The organism is Enterococcus sp. DIV1937, assembly GCF_050535975.1.
Taxonomy (GTDB): domain Bacteria; phylum Bacillota; class Bacilli; order Lactobacillales; family Enterococcaceae; genus Enterococcus; species Enterococcus faecalis.
The window spans coordinates 764,820-789,358 of sequence record NZ_CP172909.1 but is presented as its reverse complement, the minus strand read 5'-3'; the positions used below and the strand labels follow the sequence as shown (position 1 = coordinate 789,358).

At 37.9% G+C, this 24,539-nt stretch carries 23 protein-coding genes; 4 read left to right on the top strand and 19 right to left on the bottom strand.

Going from position 1 to position 24,539, the window contains the following annotated elements:
* Positions 1-7: 7 nt before the first annotated feature.
* Complete coding sequence (locus IGL13_RS03860; RefSeq protein WP_002378137.1) at positions 8-1,006, bottom strand: Gfo/Idh/MocA family protein; 999 nt, start codon at positions 1,004-1,006, stop codon at positions 8-10.
* Positions 1,007-1,111: 105 nt separating this feature from the next.
* Positions 1,112-1,843, bottom strand: coding sequence for a DNA/RNA nuclease SfsA (gene sfsA, locus IGL13_RS03855; protein ID WP_002378135.1), 732 nt, complete (start codon positions 1,841-1,843; stop codon positions 1,112-1,114).
* A 198-nt stretch (positions 1,844-2,041) separates the two neighbouring features.
* Between sfsA and IGL13_RS03850 the strand changes: the two genes are divergently transcribed.
* The 3 genes from IGL13_RS03850 (at position 2,042) to zwf (ending at position 4,773) form a co-directional block, all read left to right on the top strand.
* Complete coding sequence (locus IGL13_RS03850; protein ID WP_002355908.1) at positions 2,042-2,410, top strand: DUF4828 domain-containing protein; 369 nt, start codon at positions 2,042-2,044, stop codon at positions 2,408-2,410.
* Positions 2,411-2,581: 171 nt separating this feature from the next.
* Positions 2,582-3,250, top strand: coding sequence for a metal-dependent transcriptional regulator (locus IGL13_RS03845; protein WP_002358896.1), 669 nt, complete (start codon positions 2,582-2,584; stop codon positions 3,248-3,250).
* A complete protein-coding gene (zwf, locus tag IGL13_RS03840) occupies positions 3,250-4,773 on the top strand; it encodes a glucose-6-phosphate dehydrogenase (protein ID WP_002355906.1) in 1,524 nt (507 codons plus the stop codon). The genes IGL13_RS03845 and zwf overlap by 1 nt, the downstream gene beginning before the upstream one ends.
* 51 nt (positions 4,774-4,824) lie before the next feature.
* Here zwf and ileS read toward each other — a convergent pair whose 3' ends face one another.
* From ileS to IGL13_RS03755, 17 genes are all read right to left on the bottom strand, one after another.
* Complete coding sequence (gene ileS, locus IGL13_RS03835) at positions 4,825-7,605, bottom strand: isoleucine--tRNA ligase (protein ID WP_002387984.1); 2,781 nt, start codon at positions 7,603-7,605, stop codon at positions 4,825-4,827.
* 310 nt (positions 7,606-7,915) lie between these two features.
* Complete coding sequence (gene divIVA, locus IGL13_RS03830; protein ID WP_002355904.1) at positions 7,916-8,617, bottom strand: cell division protein DivIVA; 702 nt, start codon at positions 8,615-8,617, stop codon at positions 7,916-7,918.
* Positions 8,618-8,768: 151 nt separating this feature from the next.
* On the bottom strand, positions 8,769-9,551 hold the full coding sequence (locus IGL13_RS03825; RefSeq protein ID WP_002355903.1) for an RNA-binding protein: 783 nt from the start codon (positions 9,549-9,551) through the stop codon (positions 8,769-8,771).
* Between the two features lie 26 nt (positions 9,552-9,577).
* Positions 9,578-9,835: a YggT family protein gene (locus IGL13_RS03820; RefSeq protein ID WP_002355902.1), complete on the bottom strand. Its 258-nt coding sequence runs from the start codon at positions 9,833-9,835 to the stop codon at positions 9,578-9,580.
* Positions 9,836-9,863: 28 nt separating this feature from the next.
* Positions 9,864-10,508: a cell division protein SepF gene (locus tag IGL13_RS03815; RefSeq protein ID WP_002358891.1), complete on the bottom strand. Its 645-nt coding sequence runs from the start codon at positions 10,506-10,508 to the stop codon at positions 9,864-9,866.
* Positions 10,509-10,521: 13 nt separating this feature from the next.
* Positions 10,522-11,199 (bottom strand): YggS family pyridoxal phosphate-dependent enzyme, encoded by a 678-nt coding sequence (locus tag IGL13_RS03810; RefSeq protein WP_002358890.1) that lies wholly within the window; start codon positions 11,197-11,199, stop codon positions 10,522-10,524.
* 16 nt (positions 11,200-11,215) lie between these two features.
* On the bottom strand, positions 11,216-12,448 hold the full coding sequence (gene ftsZ / locus IGL13_RS03805) for a cell division protein FtsZ (protein ID WP_002355899.1): 1,233 nt from the start codon (positions 12,446-12,448) through the stop codon (positions 11,216-11,218).
* Positions 12,449-12,474: 26 nt separating this feature from the next.
* Positions 12,475-13,797, bottom strand: coding sequence for a cell division protein FtsA (gene ftsA / locus IGL13_RS03800; RefSeq protein WP_002355898.1), 1,323 nt, complete (start codon positions 13,795-13,797; stop codon positions 12,475-12,477).
* 173 nt (positions 13,798-13,970) lie between these two features.
* On the bottom strand, positions 13,971-15,095 hold the full coding sequence (locus IGL13_RS03795) for a cell division protein FtsQ/DivIB (protein WP_010818305.1): 1,125 nt from the start codon (positions 15,093-15,095) through the stop codon (positions 13,971-13,973).
* 8 nt (positions 15,096-15,103) lie between these two features.
* Positions 15,104-16,195: an undecaprenyldiphospho-muramoylpentapeptide beta-N-acetylglucosaminyltransferase gene (gene murG, locus IGL13_RS03790; RefSeq protein WP_002378131.1), complete on the bottom strand. Its 1,092-nt coding sequence runs from the start codon at positions 16,193-16,195 to the stop codon at positions 15,104-15,106.
* A 4-nt stretch (positions 16,196-16,199) separates the two neighbouring features.
* Positions 16,200-17,570 carry a UDP-N-acetylmuramoyl-L-alanine--D-glutamate ligase gene (gene murD, locus IGL13_RS03785; RefSeq protein WP_002415087.1) on the bottom strand — a complete coding sequence of 457 codons (1,371 nt, stop codon included), beginning with the start codon at positions 17,568-17,570 and terminating at the stop codon, positions 16,200-16,202.
* Between the two features lie 22 nt (positions 17,571-17,592).
* Positions 17,593-18,558 carry a phospho-N-acetylmuramoyl-pentapeptide-transferase gene (mraY, locus tag IGL13_RS03780; protein WP_002355894.1) on the bottom strand — a complete coding sequence of 322 codons (966 nt, stop codon included), beginning with the start codon at positions 18,556-18,558 and terminating at the stop codon, positions 17,593-17,595.
* 27 nt (positions 18,559-18,585) lie between these two features.
* Complete coding sequence (locus IGL13_RS03775) at positions 18,586-20,814, bottom strand: penicillin-binding protein (protein WP_002381310.1); 2,229 nt, start codon at positions 20,812-20,814, stop codon at positions 18,586-18,588.
* The gene (gene ftsL / locus IGL13_RS03770) at positions 20,814-21,221 is read right to left on the bottom strand and encodes a cell division protein FtsL (RefSeq protein ID WP_002358883.1); all 408 of its coding nucleotides are present in this window, start codon (positions 21,219-21,221) and stop codon (positions 20,814-20,816) included. Before ftsL ends, IGL13_RS03775 begins: the two co-directional genes overlap by 1 nt.
* Before the next feature lie 16 nt (positions 21,222-21,237).
* Positions 21,238-22,194 carry a 16S rRNA (cytosine(1402)-N(4))-methyltransferase RsmH gene (rsmH, locus tag IGL13_RS03765; RefSeq protein ID WP_002355891.1) on the bottom strand — a complete coding sequence of 319 codons (957 nt, stop codon included), beginning with the start codon at positions 22,192-22,194 and terminating at the stop codon, positions 21,238-21,240.
* 14 nt (positions 22,195-22,208) lie between these two features.
* Positions 22,209-22,694 carry a division/cell wall cluster transcriptional repressor MraZ gene (gene mraZ / locus IGL13_RS03760; protein ID WP_002383402.1) on the bottom strand — a complete coding sequence of 162 codons (486 nt, stop codon included), beginning with the start codon at positions 22,692-22,694 and terminating at the stop codon, positions 22,209-22,211.
* A gap of 233 nt (positions 22,695-22,927) precedes the next feature.
* Entirely contained in the window at positions 22,928-23,320 is a 393-nt protein-coding gene (locus IGL13_RS03755) for a DUF3397 domain-containing protein (RefSeq protein WP_002383401.1), read from the bottom strand.
* A 244-nt stretch (positions 23,321-23,564) separates the two neighbouring features.
* On the opposite strand from IGL13_RS03755, the gene IGL13_RS03750 reads away from it, so the two are divergent.
* The gene (locus IGL13_RS03750; protein ID WP_002383400.1) at positions 23,565-24,530 is read left to right on the top strand and encodes a magnesium transporter CorA family protein; all 966 of its coding nucleotides are present in this window, start codon (positions 23,565-23,567) and stop codon (positions 24,528-24,530) included.
* Positions 24,531-24,539 lie beyond the last annotated feature (9 nt).

Below are 24,539 nucleotides of genomic sequence, written 5' to 3'. Positions count from 1 at the left end.
TTAATTCTTATTTATCAGCATCAAAAATAATGCCGGCACTATGACGTAAATCAGTGACTACTTTATTGACATTTCGAGCAAGCTCAACCCATTCTTCATACTTGGTGCCCCAATACTTATCTGTTGGGTTATTTAAAACTGCTGCAAAATCACGGGCTTCTTCAATCATTGGATTATCGGCTACTTGAATATCTAAGACATCACGTTCTTCATGTGCGCGATCATGGTACTCAGCCGAAGAAATAGCATTGACACTATCTAAAATCAAGGTCCCGTTTTCAAAGTAAATTTCGGATGGCGCAAAAGAATCACTAATTTTCCCAGTGTTTAACGTCACGTCAAACTGATCATATCGTAAAATAATTGTTCCTAAGCCATCGACACCTGTCGCAATTTTACTAGCAAAATAATGGCTTTCGTTTGGTACGCCAAACCAGCCCAAGGCTGCATAAACTAAATAAACGCCTAAATCTGCTAAGGCCCCCCCAGAAAAATGAGGAGAAAAAATATTTGGCTCTTTGCCTTCTAATACTTGATTATAGCGAGAAGAATATTTCATATACGTAAAATTCGCACCTAAAATTTGGTTTTTTAATGGCAATAATTCAGCAATTTTTTGGAAACTTTGCTCATGAATATTACGGGCCGCTTCAAAGAAATACACACGATTTTTATTCGCTAATTCAATAATTTCTGCCATCTCATCAGGTGTTGAAAAAGCTGGTTTTTCAACAATTACATTTTTTTTCGCTAAAATTGCTTGTTTCGCTTGTTCAAAATGTAATGAATTTGGTGAGGCAATATAAACCGTATCCATATGTGCAATACCAAAAAACGTCTCTAAATCAATTGCATATTCCACATCCCCATAGCGAGAACCAAATTCTTGTGCCGTTGCTAGTTTCCGAGAATAAACAGCCGTTAAATCATACGCACCCGTTTCTAAAGCTGCTGCAACAAATTGATGACTAATCCAATTGGTACCAATTACGCCTAAATGTATCATAATCAAAAACCTCCATTTTTTGTTTATTTACTCTCTTTATAATAGTAATCTCTCGTACAAAAGTCACGTAATTACCCTGCCTTAAAGCGCTAGGAGTTCTTCAAGTTATTTATTAGGATCATCAAATGCCTGTAATAAATCAAAGGTTACCTGTGACTTAAGTTCAATCGTTGCTGGTGTTACGTGGCAATTGTAAGCAAGGACTTGCACACCTTGATCAATTGCAGCACCCAGATTTTCAGCAAAGGCGGGTTGCATCTCTTGGTGAATCGTTGCTTGCTTAATTTCTTCAAATTGGACCACAAACAAAACGTAACAGCGGTAACCCGCTTTAGTTGCAGCCATTAGTTCAGTGACATGCTTCAAGCCACGAAGTGTTGGCGCGTCAGGAAAAGCACCGATGCCTTTATTTTCTAAAGTCATGCCTTTCACTTCGACAAAAGCTTGTTCGTCCGCATCCGTTTCCACTAGAAAATCAAATTTTGAATGTGCAAATCGTTGCTCACGTTTAACAGTTTGGATCGTACCAACTAAACCAGGAAGCACAATTTGACCATTTTTTAACGCTTCATTGACTAATGTATTCGGTACTTGGCTATCAATATTAATCCAAAAAGAACCTTTTTTTACTGCAATCAAATCGTAATCTGTTTTTCTTTTAGGCGATGGTTGATAACTAAGCGCCACAACAGCACCTGGTAAAAAAACTTCTTTCCCTCTGCCAGTATTTTTGACATGTGTGATTACTTCTTCATTCGTTTCCATTAAACGACAGTGTGCAATAAACCGATTGGGTCGTTCGATAAAATAAGCAAGTTGGACATTCGGGTACTTCATACACAGACTTCCTTTCTTACACACTATACCATAAAAAAACAAGGAAAAGTATAGACCAAAACCAACAATTTTACTATCTTGTGTCAATCATTAAATATTTGTCAATTCTCAGCGATTTAGTCGAATATTTTAGACAAGTTCTATATAATAAAGGTAACGAAGACGAATAAATGAAAATGAAGGTTAGGAGGAATTTCTTTGAAAAAACATTGGACTTTCTTAGTTGGCGCATCTTTACTTACTGGATTAGCAGGCTCTATCCTCTGGAAAAAAAATAAACAGCTCCCTTCCCCACAGGAGCTTCAACACAACTATACTGGGCATTGGTGGTTTGTGGACGTGAAGAAAGCCACGCAACACACCTTAGAAATCACCTCATCTTTCAATGTTTTCATTGATGGCAAACAAACGCATGCCTTGCTTGTTGAATTAACCCCTAAACGCTTAGTTATCTTAGACAAGTTAGGTTACCATTTAATCATTCAATGTGAAAATGGTGTCCCTGCGACGCTTTACGATGAAGCCGACGACGAAACCTACACACTAGAACGGGCTATCTACAATTAATAAATCACCCACGACACATAAAATGAAGTATGTGCGGTGGGTGATTTATTTTTTTACATCCCTTGCAAAAGCATTCAGAAAGTTTTCTTACAACTTGAATATTATTAAATAGTCAAATGCGCCTTTTTCTGATAAACTTAGGATGATGTTTTTTTGAAAGGATGAGCCCCTATGACACCAAATCGCGAAGACTATTTAAAATTAATTTTTGAATTAGGTGGCGACGAAGTTAAAGTGAATAATAAACAAATTGTTTCTGGACTCGATGTTTCGGCAGCTTCGGTTAGTGAGATGATTTCAAAGTTAGTAAAAGAAGATTTGGTTGAGCATTCTCCTTATCAAGGGGTACAATTAACTGAAAAAGGCTTAAAAAAAGCGAGTACGTTAATTCGCAAACACCGAATCTGGGAAGTCTTTTTAGTAGAGCACTTAAATTACACTTGGAATGATGTGCACGAAGAGGCAGAAGTTTTAGAACATGTTACTTCACAGACGCTTGTGAACCGTTTAGCGGATTATTTAAATCATCCAGAATTTTGTCCACACGGTGGTGTTATTCCCGAAGATAATCAACCCATTCATGAGGAGAAACGCCAAACGTTAACAGACTACCCTGTTGGCACAAAAATTCGGATTGCACGTGTCTTAGACGAAAAAGAATTACTGGATTATTTAGTTTCCATTGATTTAAATATTCAAGAAGAATATACGATTAAAGAAATTGCTGCATATGAAGGACCGATCACCATTTATAATGAAAATAAAGAATTATCCGTCAGCTTTAAAGCAGCAAACACAATTTTTGTTGAGCCGTTGATTAGAGAAAGTGAGGAAAACTAATGAATGAAAAAGTAGCATTATTTACTATTTTCGGGGGGACAGGTGATCTTGCCAAACGCAAATTGTATCCTTCCCTGTTCCGCTTATATAAAAAAGGATTATTAGCTGAGCGTTTTGCGGTGATTGGTACCGCACGTCGGGAATGGACAGACGAATACTATCGTGAAATCGTTCGTGAAACCATTCAAGACTTAAATCCCACGGCCGAAGAGGCAACTGAATTTTCTAGTCATTTCTATTACCAATCACATAATGTGAATGATACGGAACATTATAATACCTTAAAAGAATTATCTGATCGCCTAAATGAACAATACCACTTAGAAGGCAATCATGTTTACTATTTAGCTATGGCCCCTCAATTCTTTGGAACCATTGTTAATCACTTGAAATCACAACATATTATTTCGGAAGAAGGCTTTGATCGTCTAATTATCGAAAAGCCATTTGGTTCTGATTATGAATCTGCCTACGAATTAAATGAAGAAATTCGTGCTGCATTTCCTGAACAAGATATTTTCCGAATTGACCATTACTTAGGCAAAGAAATGATCCAAAATATTTCAGCCATTCGTTTTGCCAATAATATTTTTGAATCACAATGGAACAATCGTTACATTGATAATGTCCAAATCACCTTCGCTGAAAGCTTAGGTGTCGAGGATCGTGGCGGCTATTATGACCACAGTGGCGCACTAAAAGATATGGTTCAAAATCATATTTTACAAGTCGTTGCATTGCTTTCTATGGAGCCTCCTGTTGCTTTTTCTGAAAAAGAAATTCGGACTGAAAAAGTAAAAGCTTTACGTGCCATCCGCCTTTATTCTGAAGAAGAAGCCCTTCAAAATTTCGTGCGTGGCCAATACGGCGAAGGTCAGCTAGCTGATCAAACATTTGCAGCCTATCGTGATGAACCGAATGTGGCAGAAACTTCATCTACTGAAACTTTTGTTGCTGGTAAATTTTTAATTGATAATTTCCGTTGGTCTGGCGTCCCTTTCTATGTTCGCACAGGTAAACGATTAACTGAAAAAGGCACACGCATTAACATCGTCTTTAAACAAGTACCTATTAATGTCTTCAAAGATGATACGTGTGAAGAATGCGATAAAACCGATTTACCACCGAATGTTTTAACTATCTATATCCAACCAACTGAAGGATTTTCATTAACCTTAAATGGAAAAGAAATCGGTCAAGGGTTCAATACAACTCCAGTGAAACTTGATTTCCGTCAAAGTGCTGAAATGACTGAAAATAGTCCAGAAGCATACGAAAAACTTCTATTAGACTGCCTAAATGGCGATAGTACAAACTTCTCTCATTGGGACGAAGTTGCCCAATCTTGGCGCATTGTTGACATTATTCGACATGCTTGGGATAAAACAGACGTTTCTTTCCCTAATTATGCCGCTGGCACAATGGGCCCGCAAGCTGCCTTCGACTTATTAGAAAAAGATGGCTTTACTTGGGAATGGCAACCAGATAACTGGTACCGTGACCGCGGTCAACTTGATCAATAAATAAGCCAAAAAAGATCCGCTAGTTAACAACTAGCGGATCTTTTTTCTTGTTTATTCGAATCCTTCAGCAACCGCTTCTGGATAATTTTCTTCAACAATGTGTGCACAACGGCCACAAAGTGTTGGTAATTTTTCATCTGAGCCGACATCTTGACGAACGGAACGACAACGGTCACACGTTTCGCCTTCTGCTTTTTCAACTAAAATAGCCATGTCTTCAAATTGAACAGCTTCACTAGGTGCTACTTCTTTTGATACTTCAAAGTCGGAAACAATTAGTAATTGAGCAATATCTGCATCAACAGCTGTCATTAATTGACGAATTTGTTCATTTGGATAAACGGTCACTTTGGCTTCTAACGATTTACCGATTAATTTAGAATGACGAGCTTCTTCCAACGCTTTTAAGACATTGTCACGGAAATCCATAAAGGCTGCCCATGTATCCATCAATTCTTCTTCATTAGTAAACGTTTCGTAACCTGGGAATTCAGCTAATTGCACATACTCTTCTTCTTCTTGTAAGAAACTCCAAATTTCTTCCGCTGTATGTGGAATAATTGGTGTCAATAGTTTTGTTAATGAAACCAATGTTTGATAGAAAACAGTCTGCATACAACGACGTTGATAATCGTTTTCAGCTTCAATATAAACGACATCTTTCGCAAAGTCTAAATAGAAAGAAGATAGATCCACAGTTAAGAAGTTCATAACTGTCCGATAAATATGCATGAAATTATATTTTTCATAACCATTTTCACGGATTTCTTGAATGACTTGATTTAAACGAACCGTCATGTATTTATCTACAGAACGTAAATCAGCATAAGCTACAGTATGCTCAGCTGGATTAAAATCACTCGTATTCGCTAACAAGAAACGCATAGTATTACGGATTTTCCGGTACACTTCAGATACTTGGTTTAAGATATCCATTGAGACACGCACATCGGCTTCCGCGTCAACACTACTTACCCACAAGCGTAAGATATCTGCCCCCATTTGATTGATAACTTTTTCAGGTAAGATAGTATTGCCTAACGATTTACTCATCTTACGGCCTTCGCCATCGAGAACCATCCCTTGAGAAATGATTGATTTATAAGGCGCTACCCCATTGATAGCAACACTTGTTGTAATACTTGAGTTAAACCAACCACGATATTGGTCAGAACCTTCTAAATACATATCTGCTGGGAAAGTTAACTCTTCTCTTTCTCGTAAAACTCCTTCATGTGAAGAACCTGAGTCAAACCAAACGTCCATGATATCTGTTTCTTTGGTAAACTCGCCATTTGGTGAACCTGGATGTGTAAAGCCTGCTGGTAGTAACTCTTTTGCTTCACGCATAAACCAGATATTTGATCCATGTTCTGCAAATAAATTCGCTACATGTTCAATTGTTTCTGGCGTAATGATGGCTTCCCCATTTTCAGCATAGAAGATCGGTAATGGTACACCCCACGCTCTTTGGCGAGAAATTACCCAATCACCACGGTCACGAATCATATTATACAAACGTGTTTTTCCCCAAGGAATTAGCCAGTCAACTTTCTCAACTTCATCTAAAATATCTTGACGGAATTTAGAGATTGAAGCAAACCATTGTGGCGTTGCACGGTAGATAACTGGTTTTTTGGTACGCCAATCATGTGGATAACTATGCGTAAAGAAATCTAATTTTAATAACGCGCCTTTTTCTTCTAATAACTCAGTAATCATTGGATTCGCTTTGTCATAGAAAATTCCTTCAAAACCAGGTGCTTCATCTGTAAAGACCCCACGGCTGTCAACAGGAGAAATAACAGGTAAATCATATTTACGGCTGACAATATAATCATCTTCCCCATGTCCTGGTGCGGTATGAACTAAGCCAGTCCCGGCATCTAGCGTCACGTGGTCGCCTAGCATAACAAGTGATGTTCGATCATAGAATGGATGTTGAGCTGTCATACGATCTAATTTTTCACCAGAAAATTCTCGCAAGACTTCTACTTCTTCCCAACCAACCGCTTCTTTAACTGTTGCTAATAAATCTTTAGCAATTACAAATTTACGACCGTCTGCCTTCACTTCAACATACGTAAAATCAGGATTAACTGAAATACCTAAGTTGGCTGGTAATGTCCAAGGGGTTGTCGTCCAGATGACGAAGGCTGTCTCGTTATCTAAAAGACCTTTACCATCGGCCACATTAAAAGCTACGTAAATAGAAGGTGATTTTACATCTTTGTATTCAATTTCTGCTTCTGCTAAAGAAGATTCACTTGAAGGAGACCAATAAATTGGTTTTAAGCCTTTATAAATATAGCCTTTTTCTGCCATCTTACCAAAAACACGAATTTCTGCTGCTTCATACTCTGGATCTAACGTAATGTATGGATGTTCCCAATCGCCTGACACACCTAAACGTTTAAAATCGTTACGTTGTTTATCGACTTGTGATAAGGCATACTCTTTACATTTTTCGCGATACTCAGCGACAGTCATTTCTTTACGTTTAACCCCTTTATTGGTTAACACTTGCTCAATTGGTAAACCATGGGTATCCCAACCAGGCACATAAGGAGAACGGAAACCAGACATTGATTTTGAACGAATAATAATATCTTTACTGATTTTATTCAAAGAATGTCCTAAATGAATATTTCCGTTTGCATACGGAGGGCCATCATGTAAAACAAAGGTTGGTTTTCCTTCGTTTAATTTTTGACGTTGTTCATATAAGCCTTTTTCTTCCCAGTCTTTTTGCCATTCTGCTTCACGGTTTGGCAAGTTCCCACGCATTGGAAAAGCTGTTTTTCCTAATTGCAATGTTTCTTTCATTTTCATATGCATTTGCCTCGCTTTCATTTTATCGATTTAATTGTGTTAGTTCATACTAAAGATGAACGATAGCTGATAAAAGTAGATAAAAAAAGAGTACTCCATCCCAAGGGACGAAGTACTCGTGTTACCACCCAAATTCAAAGTAGAGTTGCCCCTACTTTCTCTGAAATTGATAACGGTAATTATCCGGCAGTTCCTACTCAAGTGTTCAGAACTGCATCTAGGATAGAGGATCTGTTTAATGCCAGTGTCTGTCAAACTTTCACTATCATTGACTCGCTGCTAAGAATAAACATTAAACGTTCTGTTCTATCTATTTTGATTCTTCTTCAATTGTTTCTTCAGTGACTTCAATTACAGGCTTTTTTTCTACTACAGCATCTGTGTTCTCTTCAGAGTTTACAACAGTTTCATTTTCGTTGTCAAGGTCTTGTTCATCAAGAATTTCCTTAACTGCTGTATGTTTGTCTCCGACATAACTAGAAAAAGGCTTTAAAATCTCTTCCCACTCTTCACTCTTCACTTGCTCTAATTGAGTTTCAAGCATTAAGCTTAAGCGTTGATGGAAGACACGTGTTTTCTTCTTCAAGTCTTCTGTTTCCCCAGCTAATTGGCGAGCACGTTCAATTGCTTCTGCTAAGATTTGTGTTGATTTCGCTTCAGCATCTGCAATCATTGCATTTGATTTACGTTCAGCTTCTACCAAGGTTTCTTTGGCTTGGTTATCTGCCGAAGTGATAATCATTTCTGATTCTTTGTTGGCACTTGATTTCACTTTATCAGCGGTATCTTGTGCAACAATAATTGATTGGTTCAATGCATCTTTCAATTCATTGAAGTATTGTAATTTTTCTTCTGCGTGTTTTAATGATTTCTCAAGTTCACGATTTTTTTGTAATGCATCTTCATAATCACGTGTGACTTGATCTAAAAAGTCATCTACATCGTCTTGGTTATAGCCTCTCATTTTTGTTGAGAAGTCTTTGTTTTGAATATCTAATGGAGTTAATGCCATATTCCTTCACCTCTTTGGATTATTTTTGTAAAACCCCTTATGAACACATTCTCATACTAATCCTGAAATAGCAAATATCTTACTTTTTTTATTATACACAACTTCGTCTGAATGAACAGCCAAAATGGTTTTCTTAAACAAAAGTTCGAGATTATTTTCTCAATACCCCTAAGAGGACACGAAATTTTTCTTTCTTTGTTTTTCCTTCTAATTCTTGAATCTGAAGGCGCCCAAATCCCCGTATCGAAACAATATCTAATAAGTCTAAAGCAAAATCTGGTCGTGTCGTTTCTGTCCAATTGACTTTTACTTTACCAGATTCGATCAATTGTTTTGATCGCTGCCTTGAAATATTAAATACGGCGGAAATCACACTATCCAGCCGCAAAGAGCTCATAGTCGTTCGCTCTTCCTGCCAACCATCCTTCGGTATCAAAATTTGTGTATAATCCCGCTCTTCTAAACGAACAGTAATTTTACCAATTTTGTCGACTTGGTTAACAACGAAGCCAGCTACTTCTTGTGCTATAAAAACCTGCCACTTATCACCATCGGAAATAATATCTCCAAAGGCTTCCCTACGAACCCCAACATTCATCAAGGTGCCTAAAATTTTCCCATGAGATAATGTCGCAAATTTAGATGGATAAATAATTTCAAATAATACAACACCAAAATCTGTCTCTTCTGGTATGTAATACGCTGGATAAATCAAGCAGCGTTTTCGTTCTGCTTGCTCATAACCACCATAAAAAGTAAACGATAAATCACTGTTTTGTCGAATCAACGTTTCCAAAATATACGCCTGTCTAGGATCAAGAAAGTCTGTCAAATAAGGCGCGTATTGCATCTCCACTTGCTCTAGCCAATCCCCGACAGTGTCAATAAAAGGATGTTCATCTTTGCGGAAATGTTGATACACATTTGCGTTCATAGATAAATCATCCTTTCTAAAAGTTATTAATAAACAATAGCTCGTAAAATGACTGCTAAGCCACCCGCTGCTAGGTTAAGGACAATAATCCCTACCATTACGTTAAATCCAACCATTCCAATCCTTAAATTCAAACGGTCAAACAAACTTAAGTATGGTTCACAAATTCTAGAGAGCAAACGCCCGAAAGCAGAATCATATGCTCCTGGAAACCATGAAAGTAGCGCGTAAATCACTAGTAATCCTGAATAGATTTGAACGCCTTTGTATAATAGAGTAATCAGTGTTGCGATAATAACACCTCCCTAAGGCTTAGAAATCAAAGAATTGTTTGTTGGCTAAAGATTGTGCTGTCGCACTATCAATTTCCATATTCGCTGGTGTGCATAAGAAGATTTCATTGCCAACGCGCTGAATATCTCCGTCTAAAGCATACACAGTACCAGTTAAGAAATCAACGATGCGTCGTGCTTGGTCTTCTTCTACTAATGTAAAATTAACTAGCACAGCTTCTTCAGCAAATAAATGTTTCGCAATGCTCATTGCTTCTGAATACACACGTGGTTCAATAATAGTAATTTTATGTGTTTTTGCATTGGCGGTGCTTTCTTGTGCTCGTCTTGTATTCGTAGTCGCTGATTGATTAGAACTACGCATAGAAACCACTTTTTTCTCTGTGTAAGCAGCTTGTTGTGTGTCTCTTTCTTGATGCGCTTCAGCAGAACGATAGCGTGCAGAAGGTTTTTCAACTACAGGCTCACTTTGTTGTGTATAAGCTGGCTGATTGTAACTTTCCTGTTGTTGAACAGGGCGTTGTGGTTTAGGCCGAGCTGCACGACGCGGTGGTTCATTAACTGCTTTGCGCTCTTCATATTCTTCGTAGTTATCATAATAATCATCTTCTTCGCCAGATAAGCCAAAAAAGCTCGATAACGCATCCTTGTTAAAAATTGACATAAATTCCTCTCCTTTACGCATCTCTGAATAACGCTGTTCCGATTCGTATAAAAGTTGCACCTTCTTCAACTGCGATTGGGAAATCGTTACTCATTCCCATGCTAAGTTCTGTACAAGGAGCAAAAGATAAATGTTTCTCATTTACGGTCATTTGCAGCTCTTTTAATTCTCTGAATGTTGCATGTAATACTTCTTCACTTGCCCCAAAAGGTGCCATAGTCATTAGACCGACGATTTGAATTTTGTCCAAATCAGCAAGTTCTTGAATGAAAGGTAAGACGTCTTCTTTACGAAAGCCGTGCTTGCTTTCTTCCCCAGTTATATTCACTTCAACAAAACAACGAATAACTTTCGTTGCTCTTTTTTGAATTTCTTTGGCTAGACTCAGACTATCTAATGCATGAAAATAATCTATCTCATTAATAATTAATTTTACCTTCCTACGTTGTAAATTACCAATTAAATGCCACTGAATATCATTAAATTTTTCCAATCCAGCTTTCTTTTCTAGTAACTTATCTACTCGGTTTTCAGCTAAATTCTGGACACCAAGCTGAACAAGCTCTGCTGCTTCCTCAATTCCTACTGATTTAGTGACGCCAATCATTGTCACATCAGCAACAGAGCGCTGTGAGCTTTTGCATGCTAGCTGAAGTTGATTATTAATATTTGTTAAGTTTTCAGCTATCATTTCTAATCGATGCTCCTTATCGTTTTCTGCGGAAAAATGGTGGCGTACTTAATTCGTCATCATTGTGATTTGGTTCTTCACGGTGGAATGTGTCAAATTCTTTTTTGTCTACTTGTTCTAATGAAGATTCATCAACTTTTGGACGTGTATTTTGTTCTCTGCGAATATCCCAATCGCCAAAAGCACTTGCTTCTTCTTGTGATTTTGGTTGATCCATTTCCACAGATTGAGTTGTTTGTTGCATTGGTTGAACCGCTTGTCTTGTTTGACGGTGCGGTTTTCTATCCTTTTTTGATTCATCAATACCTGTAGCGATTACTGTTACACGAATTTCGTCGCCTAAATCTTCGTTGATTGATGTACCTAGGATGATGTTCACATCACCTGAAGCAGCATTTGTCACGATATCTGAAGCATCTTGCGCTTCAAACAAGGTCATATCTAAGCCACCAGTAATGTTTAATAAGACTTGTTCCGCACCATCGATTGATGTTTCTAACAATGGTGAAGAAATAGCTTTTTTCGTTGCTTCAATTACGCGTTCTTCGCCGCTCGCTACACCAATTCCCATTAAAGCTGTTCCTTGGTTTTCCATCACTGTTTTCACGTCAGCAAAGTCCAAGTTTACGTAACCTGGTGCAGTGATTAAATCTGAAATCCCTTGAACACCTTGACGTAATACATTATCAGCTTCTCTAAATGCTTCAAGCATTGGCGTTTTCTTGTCAACGACTTCTAATAAGCGGTTGTTTGAGATAATTAATAGTGTATCAACGTTTTCTTTTAATAAGGCAATTCCTTCAGCAGCAAAACGACCACGTTTTGGACCTTCAAAACTAAATGGACGAGTTACTACACCAACTGTTAAAGCGCCTAATTCTTTAGCGATTTTTGCAACTACTGGCGCAGCACCTGTACCAGTTCCGCCACCCATACCAGCAGTAATGAAAATCATATCCGCGCCTTGTAATGATTCTGAAATCACTTGTTCACTTTCTTCTGCAGCTTTTTGGCCAACTTCAGGTTGTGAACCGGCACCTAAACCACGAGTGTATTTAGGGCCTAATTGAATCACTGTTTCTGCTTTTGAATGTTTTAATGCTTGAACGTCTGTATTGGCTGTGATAAATTCCACGCCTTTAACGTTTTCTTCGATCATACGGTTTACAGCGTTTCCGCCGCCGCCACCTACACCGATAACTTTAATGACTGCACCGTTGTTAATGTTATTGTCTAATGAAAATTCCATGATATCGTATCCTCCTGTTTGTGTGATTAGTCGAAAATGTTCGAGAAGAAGTCTTTGATTTTGCCTGTCACTTTTTCACCAGACTCACGTTCGTTGAATTCTTCGTATTCTTCTTGAGGCTGTTCAGCATATGTGTCATAGCGAACTTCTTGTTGGACAGCGACTGATTGTGCTGGTTTCGATTTTTCACCAGGGATTGCATATTTGGCAATGTGATAAATATCGTTTAGTTGCGCTGAATATTCCACAATGCTAATGACATTAGCAAAGACTGGGTTACGTAAGCCCATGTGATTTGGTACGTATAGTTTTACGTTGGCTTCAAAAATTTCTTGCGCCAAATCGACAATACCTGGCATACTAGCGGCGCCACCAGTTAACACAACGCCTCCAGGTAATTCAAACGCATCAATTTCATCCAGAACTTCTTTTGATTTTCTCAAAATTTGTTCCACACGCGCTTCAATAATTTCTGAAAGGTAACGTTCGTCCACTCTTACAGGCTCTGACTTACCGATAACATCAACAGGAAACTCTTCGTTTGCTGAAGTTCTTTCTGGATAAGCATCCCCATAATTAATTTTTAAGGCTTCGGCGTTGTTAAAAGAAGTATTCAATACGATTGAGATATCTTTCGTGATGAACTCGCCGCCTTCTTGGTTAACATGAGTAAATTTCAATTGTTTGTCGTGGATAACAGATGTCGTTGTTTGACCGCCACCCATATCAATGACAATTGTTCCAAAGTCTTTTTCGCCATCTGTTAAAATTGTTTCTGTTAAAGCAAGCGGTGTAATCACTAATTCGTTAATTCCTAAGCCAGCTTTTTCAACACATTTACGGATGTTATGGATGATTGTTTTTGGTCCAGTATAGACAACGCCAAACATCTCCATGCGAACGCCAAGCATTCCACGTGGGTCTTTGATGCCTTCAAAGCCGTCGACGGTAAAGTCTTGCGGTAAGATTGCAACAATTTGACGTTCAGGAGGAGTTGAACGAACCAAAGCTGCAGATGCGACGTTGCGCACATCCTCATCTGTAATTTCTTTTGATTCACTGCTAACAGCTATCATTCCTTGACAGCTTTCTACTTCTAATAAATTCGCTGGTAATCCAACATTTACGCTTTTAATTTGAATGCCGGCTTTTTCTTCGGCTTGTCGAACGGCCCGTTGGATTGCTTGAACTGTTTGATCAATATCGACGACAATCCCTCGATTCAAACCGTCTGATTTTGCATTTCCAACGCCGATGATGTTCATTTGACCTTCAATATATTCAGCGACAACTACTTTGACAGAAGTTGTACCAATATCGAGGCCTACATACATTCCTGTTTTTGCCATGAACGGAATTCCTCCTCCTATTAATTCCAATATCTAAGCGGACAAAGGCGTCCGTTTAACTATCTCTTTTTTAGTATTATTCACTTCTTCCAATTTTACCATAAAAATGGGGGTTTTAGAAAGCAGATTATACGAATTTGTTCGTTAATTTTTGAAACATTTTTGTAAAAAACTTATTCTGCTTGTTGCACTTCTTGATTTTCTCCATTTGTCGGCGTACCGTTATTCGCTTCATCCGTTGCTACGCCTGCATTTGGGTCCTCAACTTCTTGATTTTCAACCGCTGAATCTTCGGAAACTTCACTGCCCGTTTCTTCACTTTCTTTTTCATACGGATAAGAAAAAATGCCGACTTCCATATCAACGATTCCAGGTTTGTCCATTTGCTCGGCTACTTGTGAATAATAAGCCATTTTTTCACTTAAATCAGAAATATTAACAATCACTCGATTTCCATCATTCATATAGACATTAATCAAGTCTTTATTGGTTTTGGATGGTGCATATTTAATTTCTGAAATTCCTTGTTTAATTTCTTGAGGTAATTTGTTGTAAGAGGCCATTAATTCAGGGATTAATTTATCCTCTTTGAAATTCTCAAAAATTGGTTTGCCACTTTCAGCAGCTTTGGTGGTTTCCGCCAAAGTTTTACCATTCTCTAAAATCGGATGATAGCCGCCTTTAGTCGCAGCAAGAGCGACAATTTGATACTCTTGAATATCAATTTTAAATGAATTAATACCATTTAACTTAATGTTCGCCTTTTTTATAATTGGAAACTTTTTCTGAATATTTGCAGAAAAATAATTTCTATTTGAATACTGCTCCCATAAGCCACTGCCCGTTTCAAGTTTTGACTGCTGAATAATCGCTTGACTCTCCACACTTTTGTTGCCTGAAACTGTTACTTCACTCAATCGACTAAGAGGCGAAACAAAATACAATGCCACTAAAATGGCTGTCCCTAAACAAGTTAAAATAAAGGCTAAACGCCTGTATAAGCGCTTGTTCCGTGTTTTCTTAACGTTCGGTAAACGATCTGCAAAATGCTCCTCTTCTTCCACTGTTTCTTGTGGAAGATGTTGTTGAGGCTCTTCTTGACTTTGTTCTTGTAAAGTGATGGTGACTTCTGCTTGTTCGTTTTCACCTTTTAAAGCAGCTTCTTCCGCTTGCTTCTTCAAATATTCTTGGTTTTGTTTTTGCCAAGGTGTCAGTTCAGGTTGAGACTCTTCCGATTTTTTTGGAGGTAATGGTTTTCTTTTTTTGAATATATCGTTCTCGTTACTAATCTTCCACACCTCCTATCTCAGACTAACGTTTTCACAACTTGATACAAACGATCACTTGCATCTGGGATGCCTTCCCCTTTGGACGCCGTTGCCATCTGTTGTCTTTTTTCATTGTTTAATAAAATATCATCAATTGCCGCAACTAAACGAGCGCCGGTCAATTCTGCATCTGGAATCATTTCAACAGCACCAACTTTTACTAAGCTTTGCGCGTTTTTCGTTTGATGATCATTCGTGACGTAAGGACTCGGAATTAAAATTGCTGGTAATCCTAATGCGGTGAACTCCGCAATTGAGGTTGCTCCTGCACGTCCCACCATTAAATCGGTATTAGCCATCACTTCAACCATTTTATCAATATACGGTTGCACACTTATGTTTGTCAATTTCTTTTCAGAAAGCTTTAGACTTTCTTGAAGTTCCTGATAATATCTTTCTCCTGAAGCGTATAAAACTTGATACTCTCTCTCTTCAAACAAAGGAAAGGCCTGTTCAAACGCTTGATTGATTTTCAAGGCGCCACGACTTCCGCCAAATAAAACCACCGTTTTCTTTGCTGGATCCAAGCCAAACTCTGATAAAATAGCTGACTTTTTCACCGTTACGACTTCTTGTCCCCGCGGGTTCCCTGTTAAAATTGTTTTTTCTTTCGGGAAAAAACTAGCGACATCTGGAAAACAAATCGCAATTTTATCCACATAACGACTTAAAAATTTATTTGTCATTCCGGGGATACTATTTTGTTCATGAATAATTGTCGGTATTTTTAATTGGTGGGCCGCATAAACTACTGCACCAGAAACATAACCGCCTGTACCAATGACCACATCTGGTTGAAATTCACGAATAATTTTTTTTGCTTTATTAATGCTTGTTAAAAATAAATAAATTGTTTTAAAATTTTGAGGACTTAGCGAACGCTTGAATCCTTGAATTTTAATCGTTTTAAATGGAATTTTCGCCTTTGGCACAATTTGACTTTCTAAACCATTTTCTGTTCCCACATACAAGAATTCTGTTGCAGGTGCTTCTTTTTTGACGTGTTCGACGAAGGATAACGCAGGATAGATATGCCCACCTGTGCCACCACCAGTTACTAGTATCTTCATTTTCTCACATTTCACTTTCTTTTAATTGTTGAACAGCTTGCATAAAGGCTTCCCCGCGTACTTCAAAATTCGGGTATTGGTCCCAACTTGCGCAAGCAGGTGATAGTAAAATAGTATCATCTTTTTCCGAATAATCAAAGGCAATGGTAACCGCCGTTTGAACATTTTCAGCAAATAAAATTGTTTCAATGTTCGCTTTTTTAGCAGCTTCCGCCAATTTTTCTTTAGTTTCTCCAAATAAAACAATTGCTTTGAGTCCCAGCAGAGCAGGAACCAATTCATCAAATGAGTTACCGCGATCCAAGCCACCCGCAAGTAAAAGTAGCTTTTGGTTGTCAAACCCACTTAACGCCATCTCTGTAGCTAAAATATTGGTTGCTTTTGAATCGTTATAAAAACGTCTTTGCTGAACTTCGCCAACAAATTGCGTTCGATGGGGAACGCCCGAAAAGTTTTTCAAAGTTTGTCTAATCTGAACATTCGATACATTTTTTAATTTAGCTACACAAATCGCTGCGAGTGCATTTTCAATATTGTGACTGCCAGGAATACCTAACTCATCGGCGGGCATAATATATTCTTCATTAAAATATAATTTCCCATCTAAAAGATAAGCCCCTTCTACTGCTTCTTTCGTTGAAAAAGGCAATACGTTGGCAGCTGTGGTTTTGGCTAACGTTTGAAGCTCTACTTGATTCCAATTTAAAATCAAGGTGTCCTCTGCGGTCATGTTTTTTTGAATGGCCCATTTTGCAGCAACATATTCTTTCCGCGAACCATGATAATCCAAGTGTGCCTCAAAAATATTTGTAATTACTGCAATTTGTGGGTGAAACGTCTCAATTCCCATTAACTGAAAACTAGAAAGTTCCATCACAAGATCATCCTTGGCTGTTGCTTCTTGAGCCACCGTACTCGCTGGAAAACCAATATTTCCCGCCAAACGTGCCTCACCAGCCGTTCTGTCAGCGTTTAGCAATAAACCAATCATCGTGGTCGTGGTTGTTTTGCCATTGGTGCCCGTAATGCCGACAATTGGACATTCGGCAATTTGACCTGCTAATTCCACCTCAGTTATGATAGGAATTTTCCGAGTTAGTGCTTCTGCCACAAGTGGATTTGTATAAGGAATACCAGGATTTTTAACGATTAGTTCAAATTCTTCATCCAACAATTCAATTGGATGCCCCCCTGTAACAACACGAATACCCAAGGTTAATAAATCTTGGGCGTCAGGGTTTTGATCAAATTGTTTTGCGTCATTAACGGTAACGAGCGCACCTAACTCATGTAAGAGTTTCGCTGCGCTGACACCACTTTTAGCTAGTCCTAAAACCAACACTTTTTTGTTTTGATAGGTTGTTATTTTTTTCATTGTCAATTTCCCCTTTGATAGATTAGAAAAGAATCCATAATGTGATTCCTGAACAGATTAAACCGACAGACCAAAAGACAAAATCAATTTTCCATTCAGACCAACCACACATTTCAAAATGGTGATGAATTGGTGACATTTTAAAAATCCGTCGACCAAATAATTTAAATGAAGCAACTTGTAAAATAACACTTGCTGTTTCACAAACGTAGACAAGTCCAATTAAAAGTAGCGTCCATTCTTGATGCAAAATAATTGAAATTGCTGCTAACAATCCACCTAATGCTAATGAACCAACATCACCCATGAAGATTTTTGCTGGTTTTCTATTATAAGGGAAAAAGCCAATCAGCCCACCAATCACACTTAGGCAGATAATCACAACATCAAATTGTTGTTGTTTCCAGGCAATAATTGCATAAGTACCAAATGAAATTGTTCCTAAACCAGCAACCAAACCATCAATTCCATCTGTCAAGTTCACGGCATTAGAAAAACCGACTAACCAAAAAATAATAAACACGCCATAAAAAATACCTAACGGAACTTCTGCTACTCCAAACAAATCTAAGGTGTCTGAAAAGCCTTCACTTCGATAAACAAAGTAGAAAACCAACCCACCAAAAATTTGACCAATTAATTTTTGACGAGAATTCAAGCCCATATTCCGTTTTTTAAAGACTTTAATGAAATCATCCAAATAACCTAGCAAACCGTATAATACTAAAATAAATAGAATAATTAGTAGAGACGGCGTAAATTGGTGGAAAAACAACCCCATTGCTAATGAAGTAATCAAGCTGGCTACAAGGAAAACGACTCCCCCCATTGTAGGGGTACCTGTTTTCACGCTATGCCAAGTCGGGCCATCTTCACGAGTAACCTGCCCTTGTTTTTTCATTTGAAAATAGCCAATGAATAGTGGCATTACGCTCACTGTAATGGCAAAACTCACCACTATGGGAATAAAAATCTGTGTCCACTCCATGTTATCTCTCCTAATTATTCTACGTTATTATTCTGTGCCTTCTAAAGTCACGGTTAATTTTTTCTCCGTAATTTCAGTTTCAGCAGCGATACTTTGTTTCGTCACATAGCCTTCACCTTTAAACTCGACAGTCAAACCTAATAGATCACCAAACTTGGTAACATCGCTCTTCGACCAGCCGGTTAAATCAGGCATATAGTTCGTTCCATTTGTAATCAAAATCAATTTCTGATTAGGCATTAATGTTTGACCAGACGGTGTTGATTGTTTCTTGATTTTTTCACCATCACCGATAATCACAGGATCCACCCCGTTCACTTTGGCATTGGCCAACGCTTCCGCTGGTGTCATGTTTTTATAATCAGCAACTGTGACTTTATCAGAAGCTACTTTCGTTGTTTCCGGATCTGTCTCTTTAATGTCTAACGCTAATTTCATTAATGGGTTTGCAATTGCCGCCATTGCTTCTGAAGGCGAACCTGATTTTGCTTGTCTAAGTGTAATATACAAAACATATTCAGGATTATCCGCTGGGACCATTTCCACTACAGAAGACAAGACTTGACTTGCTCCATCAACGTACCCTTTACCATCTGAAATCTGGGCAGTTCCTGTTTTGGCAGCAACATGATAGCCTGGTACTTTATAAATATCATACGCAATCCCGTAAGTCGGGTCTTCAACAGTATCAATCATGTACGTACGAATCTGTTGAGCTGTTTGCGCTTTGATTGGGGTTCCTACGATTTGTGGTTCCGTAATCGTTTCTTTTCCTGTATTTTTGTCAACAATTTTGCTGATGTAATGAGGTTGCAACATTGAACCGTCATTTGCAATAGCTGAGAAACCTTTCATCATTTGGAAATTAGTAACCGTAATTGCTTGACCAAATGCCGACATTGCTCTATCTACAAAGTTTGTTCCTGGCAATTTACCAGCAGATTCACCACTTAAACCTGAATGCGTGCTCGTACCAAAACCAAATTTTTTCAAATACTCCATCCATTTTTCATCACCCATTTTTTGTTCTAGTTTTACCATACCAATATTACTAGACCAAGAAATGGCTTGACGATAATTCAAATATTCTTTGCCGTTCAACCGAGTGTAGTCATGGTCATTCACAGTTACATCCCCAACCTGAATTCCACCAACACGATTGAATAATTCATTAGGATTAAACTGTCCTTGTTCCATAGAAGCAGCTGTTGTAAATAATTTGATTGTTGAGCCTGGTTCATAAGGACTTTCAACTAATAGGTTCTGCCACGTGCCATTATCGTCTAACCCTTGTTTCGTTTCAGGATTAAATGTTGGCCGTTGAGACATGGCAACAATTTCGCCTGTTTTTGCTTCCATTAACATGGCAGTCATAGAAACTGGTTCATATTTTTCATTAACTTGCGTCATTAAATCTTCTAAGGTATTTTGCAAGCGACTATCTAGCGTCGTGTAAATATCTTGACCATCCACTGCTTTTTTCTCTTCCGCCACAGTTCCTGGTAAGGCATTGCCATAAATATCTTTTTCAAAATACACACGGCCATCGGTTCCACTTAAAATATCATTATAGGTCTGTTCTAGTCCCATTGCGCCTACTAAGCCTTCTTTATCATCATCTGGATTGGCTGCTTTTGTATAGCCAATAAAGTGAGAAGCAAACTGACCATTGGGATATAATCTGGCTGGATGTTCATTGAAATAAACACCTGAAATTTTTTTCTTTTTCAAATCTGCTTCAATTTTTTGGCGTGTTTCCAAGGTGATGTTTTGACCACCCGTACCAAATTCCACTTGATATTGTGTTGACCCATCTTCATGGATCCCATTATTCAAGTATTTCAATGCTGTTTTTTTGTCTAGTTTGGTATATTTCGCTAAAATTTCAGCAATATCATCGAAGTCTTTTTTCTCCGCATATAGCTTTTCATTATTTTGTCCCGTATATTTTTTTGATAATACGACATATAACGAATAGGAAGTAGCATCTTCTGCGATTGGATTACCATATCGATCTAAAATTGATCCTCGCTTAGCTTTTACCACTTGGCTTCCTTCATATAGAGAAGCTGTTTTTTCCTTTAGTGATACACCGGCTACTTTGCCTGTTGCCACAATGTATGTCGTTCTAAAGGCAAATAAAAAGAACAATCCAATACTCGTAGCGAATAAAATGATGCCTACTTTTTTACGATTGTTCATCGGATTTAAGTTTTTCTTTTTCATGAATTGTTTAAATTTATGTCTTTTACTCATTATTTAACAGTCCTAACATTGTCGCCGTTATTTTCTAGTCCTTGTTTTTTAGCGACATCTTTGATTCGATCTGATTTAGAAAGTTCGCTTCTTTCTTGTTCCAATTTCAAAGCGTTATCTTCCTTTTCTTTAATGACTGCTTGTGTTTCTGTAATATCGTTCATGGTTTGGACAATTGTCGTTCTTACTTGAATTGTCGCAATTGCAATACCAATCGTTGCACAAACTAATACAACACCGATTAATTTTTCTAGTAAAGAGACATTTTTTAGTTTCTTTTTGGGTAATAGAGTGGGGACAGGTAGTGTTTCCTCTTGCATTTTTCTGTCTTGCTCTGTTGCCACAGTTGGCTGATCCATTTCTGGTGCTTCATAATGGAAATCATTTACTTTCTTCAATTCAGCCATGTGTCTACCCCTCTCTCTATCTAGATTTTATTTTTTCGGCAATGCGTAACTTCGCACTTCGTGAACGATTATTCTCAGATAACTCACTGTCACTTGGTAAAATTGGTTTTCTGGTAATTACTTTTAATTCTGGTTGAAATTCTTCTGGTACCACTGGAATGCCTGGTGGCAAATCTTGTACCGTACTGTATTCTTTAAACATTGTTTTAACGATACGATCTTCTAACGAATGGAACGTAATCACACTGATTCTGCCATTTTTCGCTAGCAAATCAATTGCTTGTTCTAGCGACTCTTCAACTGCCCCTAATTCATCATTAACGGCAATGCGAATTGCCTGGAAAATTCGTTTTGCAGGATGTCCACCTTTGCGTCTTGCTGGAGCTGGAATCGCCGTCTTAATAATCTCAACGAGTTCACCTGTTGTTTCAATTGGTTGCTTTTCGCGAACACGTTCAATTTCTCGAGCAATCTGTTTCGAAAATTTCTCTTCCCCATAACGAAAGAAAATTTTTACTAACTCACTATAGCTATACGTATTCACCACTTCGCGAGCCGTCAAGGGTGCGTCTTGATCCATGCGCATATCTAAGGGTGCGTCTTGATGATAGCTAAAACCACGTTCTGCTTCATCTAATTGTGGTGAAGAAACACCTAGATCGTATAGAATCCCATCAACATGGAACACCCCGTGTTCTGCCAATTCTTCTTTAATATTTCTAAAATTTGATTTGATGAAGGTCACTTGACCTTTGTCTACATATTTCTGCAAACGAGTCTTAGCATGTGCCAACGCTTTTTGGTCTTGATCAAAGGCATATAAATGACCGTGCTCATTCAATTGTGTCAGTAAGTATTCACTATGTCCGGCACCACCGAGTGTGCAATCTACGTATACGCCATCCGGCTTCACTTGTAATCCATCCACTGTTTCTTTTAAAAGAACGGTGTAATGGCGAAATTCTTCAGTCATCATTTGCCTCATTCCTAAAATCCAAAATCAATCATTGTTTCTGCTAATTCATCAAAGTTTTCTTCAGCTTCATCAGAGAATGCATGCCAACGTTCGTCACTCCAAATTTCAATTCGGTTAGAGACGCCGATAACAACACAGCCTTTTTCTAAACTGGCATGTGTTCGTAAATTCGCCGGAATATTGATACGACCTTGCTTATCAATCTCACATTCTGTTGCAGCGGAATAAAAGAATCGTACAAAGGTACGTGCATCTTTCTTAGCTAAGGGCATTTCTTGAAGTTTTGCTTCAAGTTGTGACCATTCATTTAAAGGATAACCAAATAAACAGCCATCCATCCCTCTCGTTACCACAAATTTTTCACCAAGTTCCTCACGAAACTTTGATGGAACGATTAGGCGGCCTTTGGCATCGATATTATGTTGGTATTCACCCATAAGCATAGCCAATACACCCGCTTTTCCACTTGATAGAACAAGTCTACCACATCCCACCACTTTCTACCACTATAAATCTAAAAACTTCTATTTTTTAACTGTTATTTAAAATTTCTGTAATATTTACAGGGTTTTATGTAACAAGCATCACCCAACAAAAAATGTTATTATAACAAGGTTTTTACTATGTTTTTTATAAAATAACCCCACAAATAACAAAAAAACCCCACGGAGTGGGGAGTTGTGGGGGACATTTTCCCACAGCGTATTTCCCCTATTGTCTCCACGCTTTATTACAGTAGATAATGACTGATATTTAGCAAGATAAGCAACACATACAACACAAACGTTAGTAAAAACGTCAACCGCCAAAACATCTTGAAATATCGTCTATATAAAATCTCTCCATAATAATAAGCTTGAAACAGGGCAACAGCGACTCCTAATAACAAAATAGAAATCACAAAATACGGCATAATCGATTCATCGTAACTATCTTTGGATAACTCATGGATCCCTATGAATAAAAACGGAATGGCCAAATCCGGTGCTTTTATTTTCCAACGTTCCGTTAGGGAAAAAGTGGACACGAGAAAATTGCACGCAAAGAGCACAATTACCGGAAAAATATACCAAAATAACATTATTGCCGAAAACGACACCATTCTCTCAACAAATCCTTTCATTCCACCTGCTATAACTATACTTCATCAACGTTACACAGATGTTTCATTTCGTTTAAATATATGTGCTAAAAGCCCTTTTTGCTTGCTTTTTCATATAAAAAACGGATTACTTATCAAACCATTTTCAAAACGAGGCCTCACCTATCGCGGCCACTTATTTTTGAATGTTTTTTATAAGCTTTTCTTCTCGTATTGTGTCATACTTCTATTATAATGGATTTAGAACAAAAAATGTTGATTCGGGGTGAATCTTTTGATTAATTATTTATTATTGAAAAATGACTATTTTGAACCTTGTTCACCAGACGATGAAGCCCTAAGTTGGATTTCGGTAGAATCTCCTACAGAAGAAGAAATCGAGCGTCTCGTCAATCAATACCACTTACCAACAGATTATCTTACCGGCGTTTTAGATGATGAAGAAAATGCTCGAGTGGAAGGCTTCCGCCACGAAAAATTACAAACGCCTACGTTACTTTTATTTCGTTATCCCAAAGCTAGTATCAGTCCTAGTGGCTATCTGCAAGTAGAAACGGTGCCGATTGCTTTAATCGCAACCGTCGATAACAAACTAATTACTGTTAGCAATGGGCCTAACGACATCGTTCATGGGATCCAAAAAGAGGCGTTCACCCATCAAGATCTTTCTATTGAGAAGGCCTTAATTTTAGCCCTTTCATGGAAGATGGCCCTTTCCTTCAATAAAAACTTACAAGCACTTATCCAACAAACCAACAAACTTGAAGGAGAGCTCCAAGTAGCCACAGAAAATAGTCAATTGTATCAGATTATGGACATTCAAAAAAGTCTAGTTTATTTCGAAGCAGCTTTAACGGATAATTTAAAAGTATTAAAACGTTTATATAGCGCTGAAATTTTTAATCATCCAGAAAAACATTTGCCATTTTTAAGGGATATTTTGATTGAACTAGAACAAGGACTGAATACGACTAAAATACAACTAAAATTAGTTGATAACATTAGTAATACTTTTTCAGCAATCGTCTCAAATAACTTAAATAATGTCATGAAAATTTTAACATCCTTAACAATTGTCCTAACCATCCCGACCATCATCGGGGGAATCTACGGCATGAATGTGAAACTCCCTTTTGCAGAGCATGAATATTCTTTTTGGATTATTTTTGCTATCACTACCTTAATCTGCGTAATTAGTATTCGAATTTTAAAGAAAAAGAATCTCTTATAACTTTAGGTT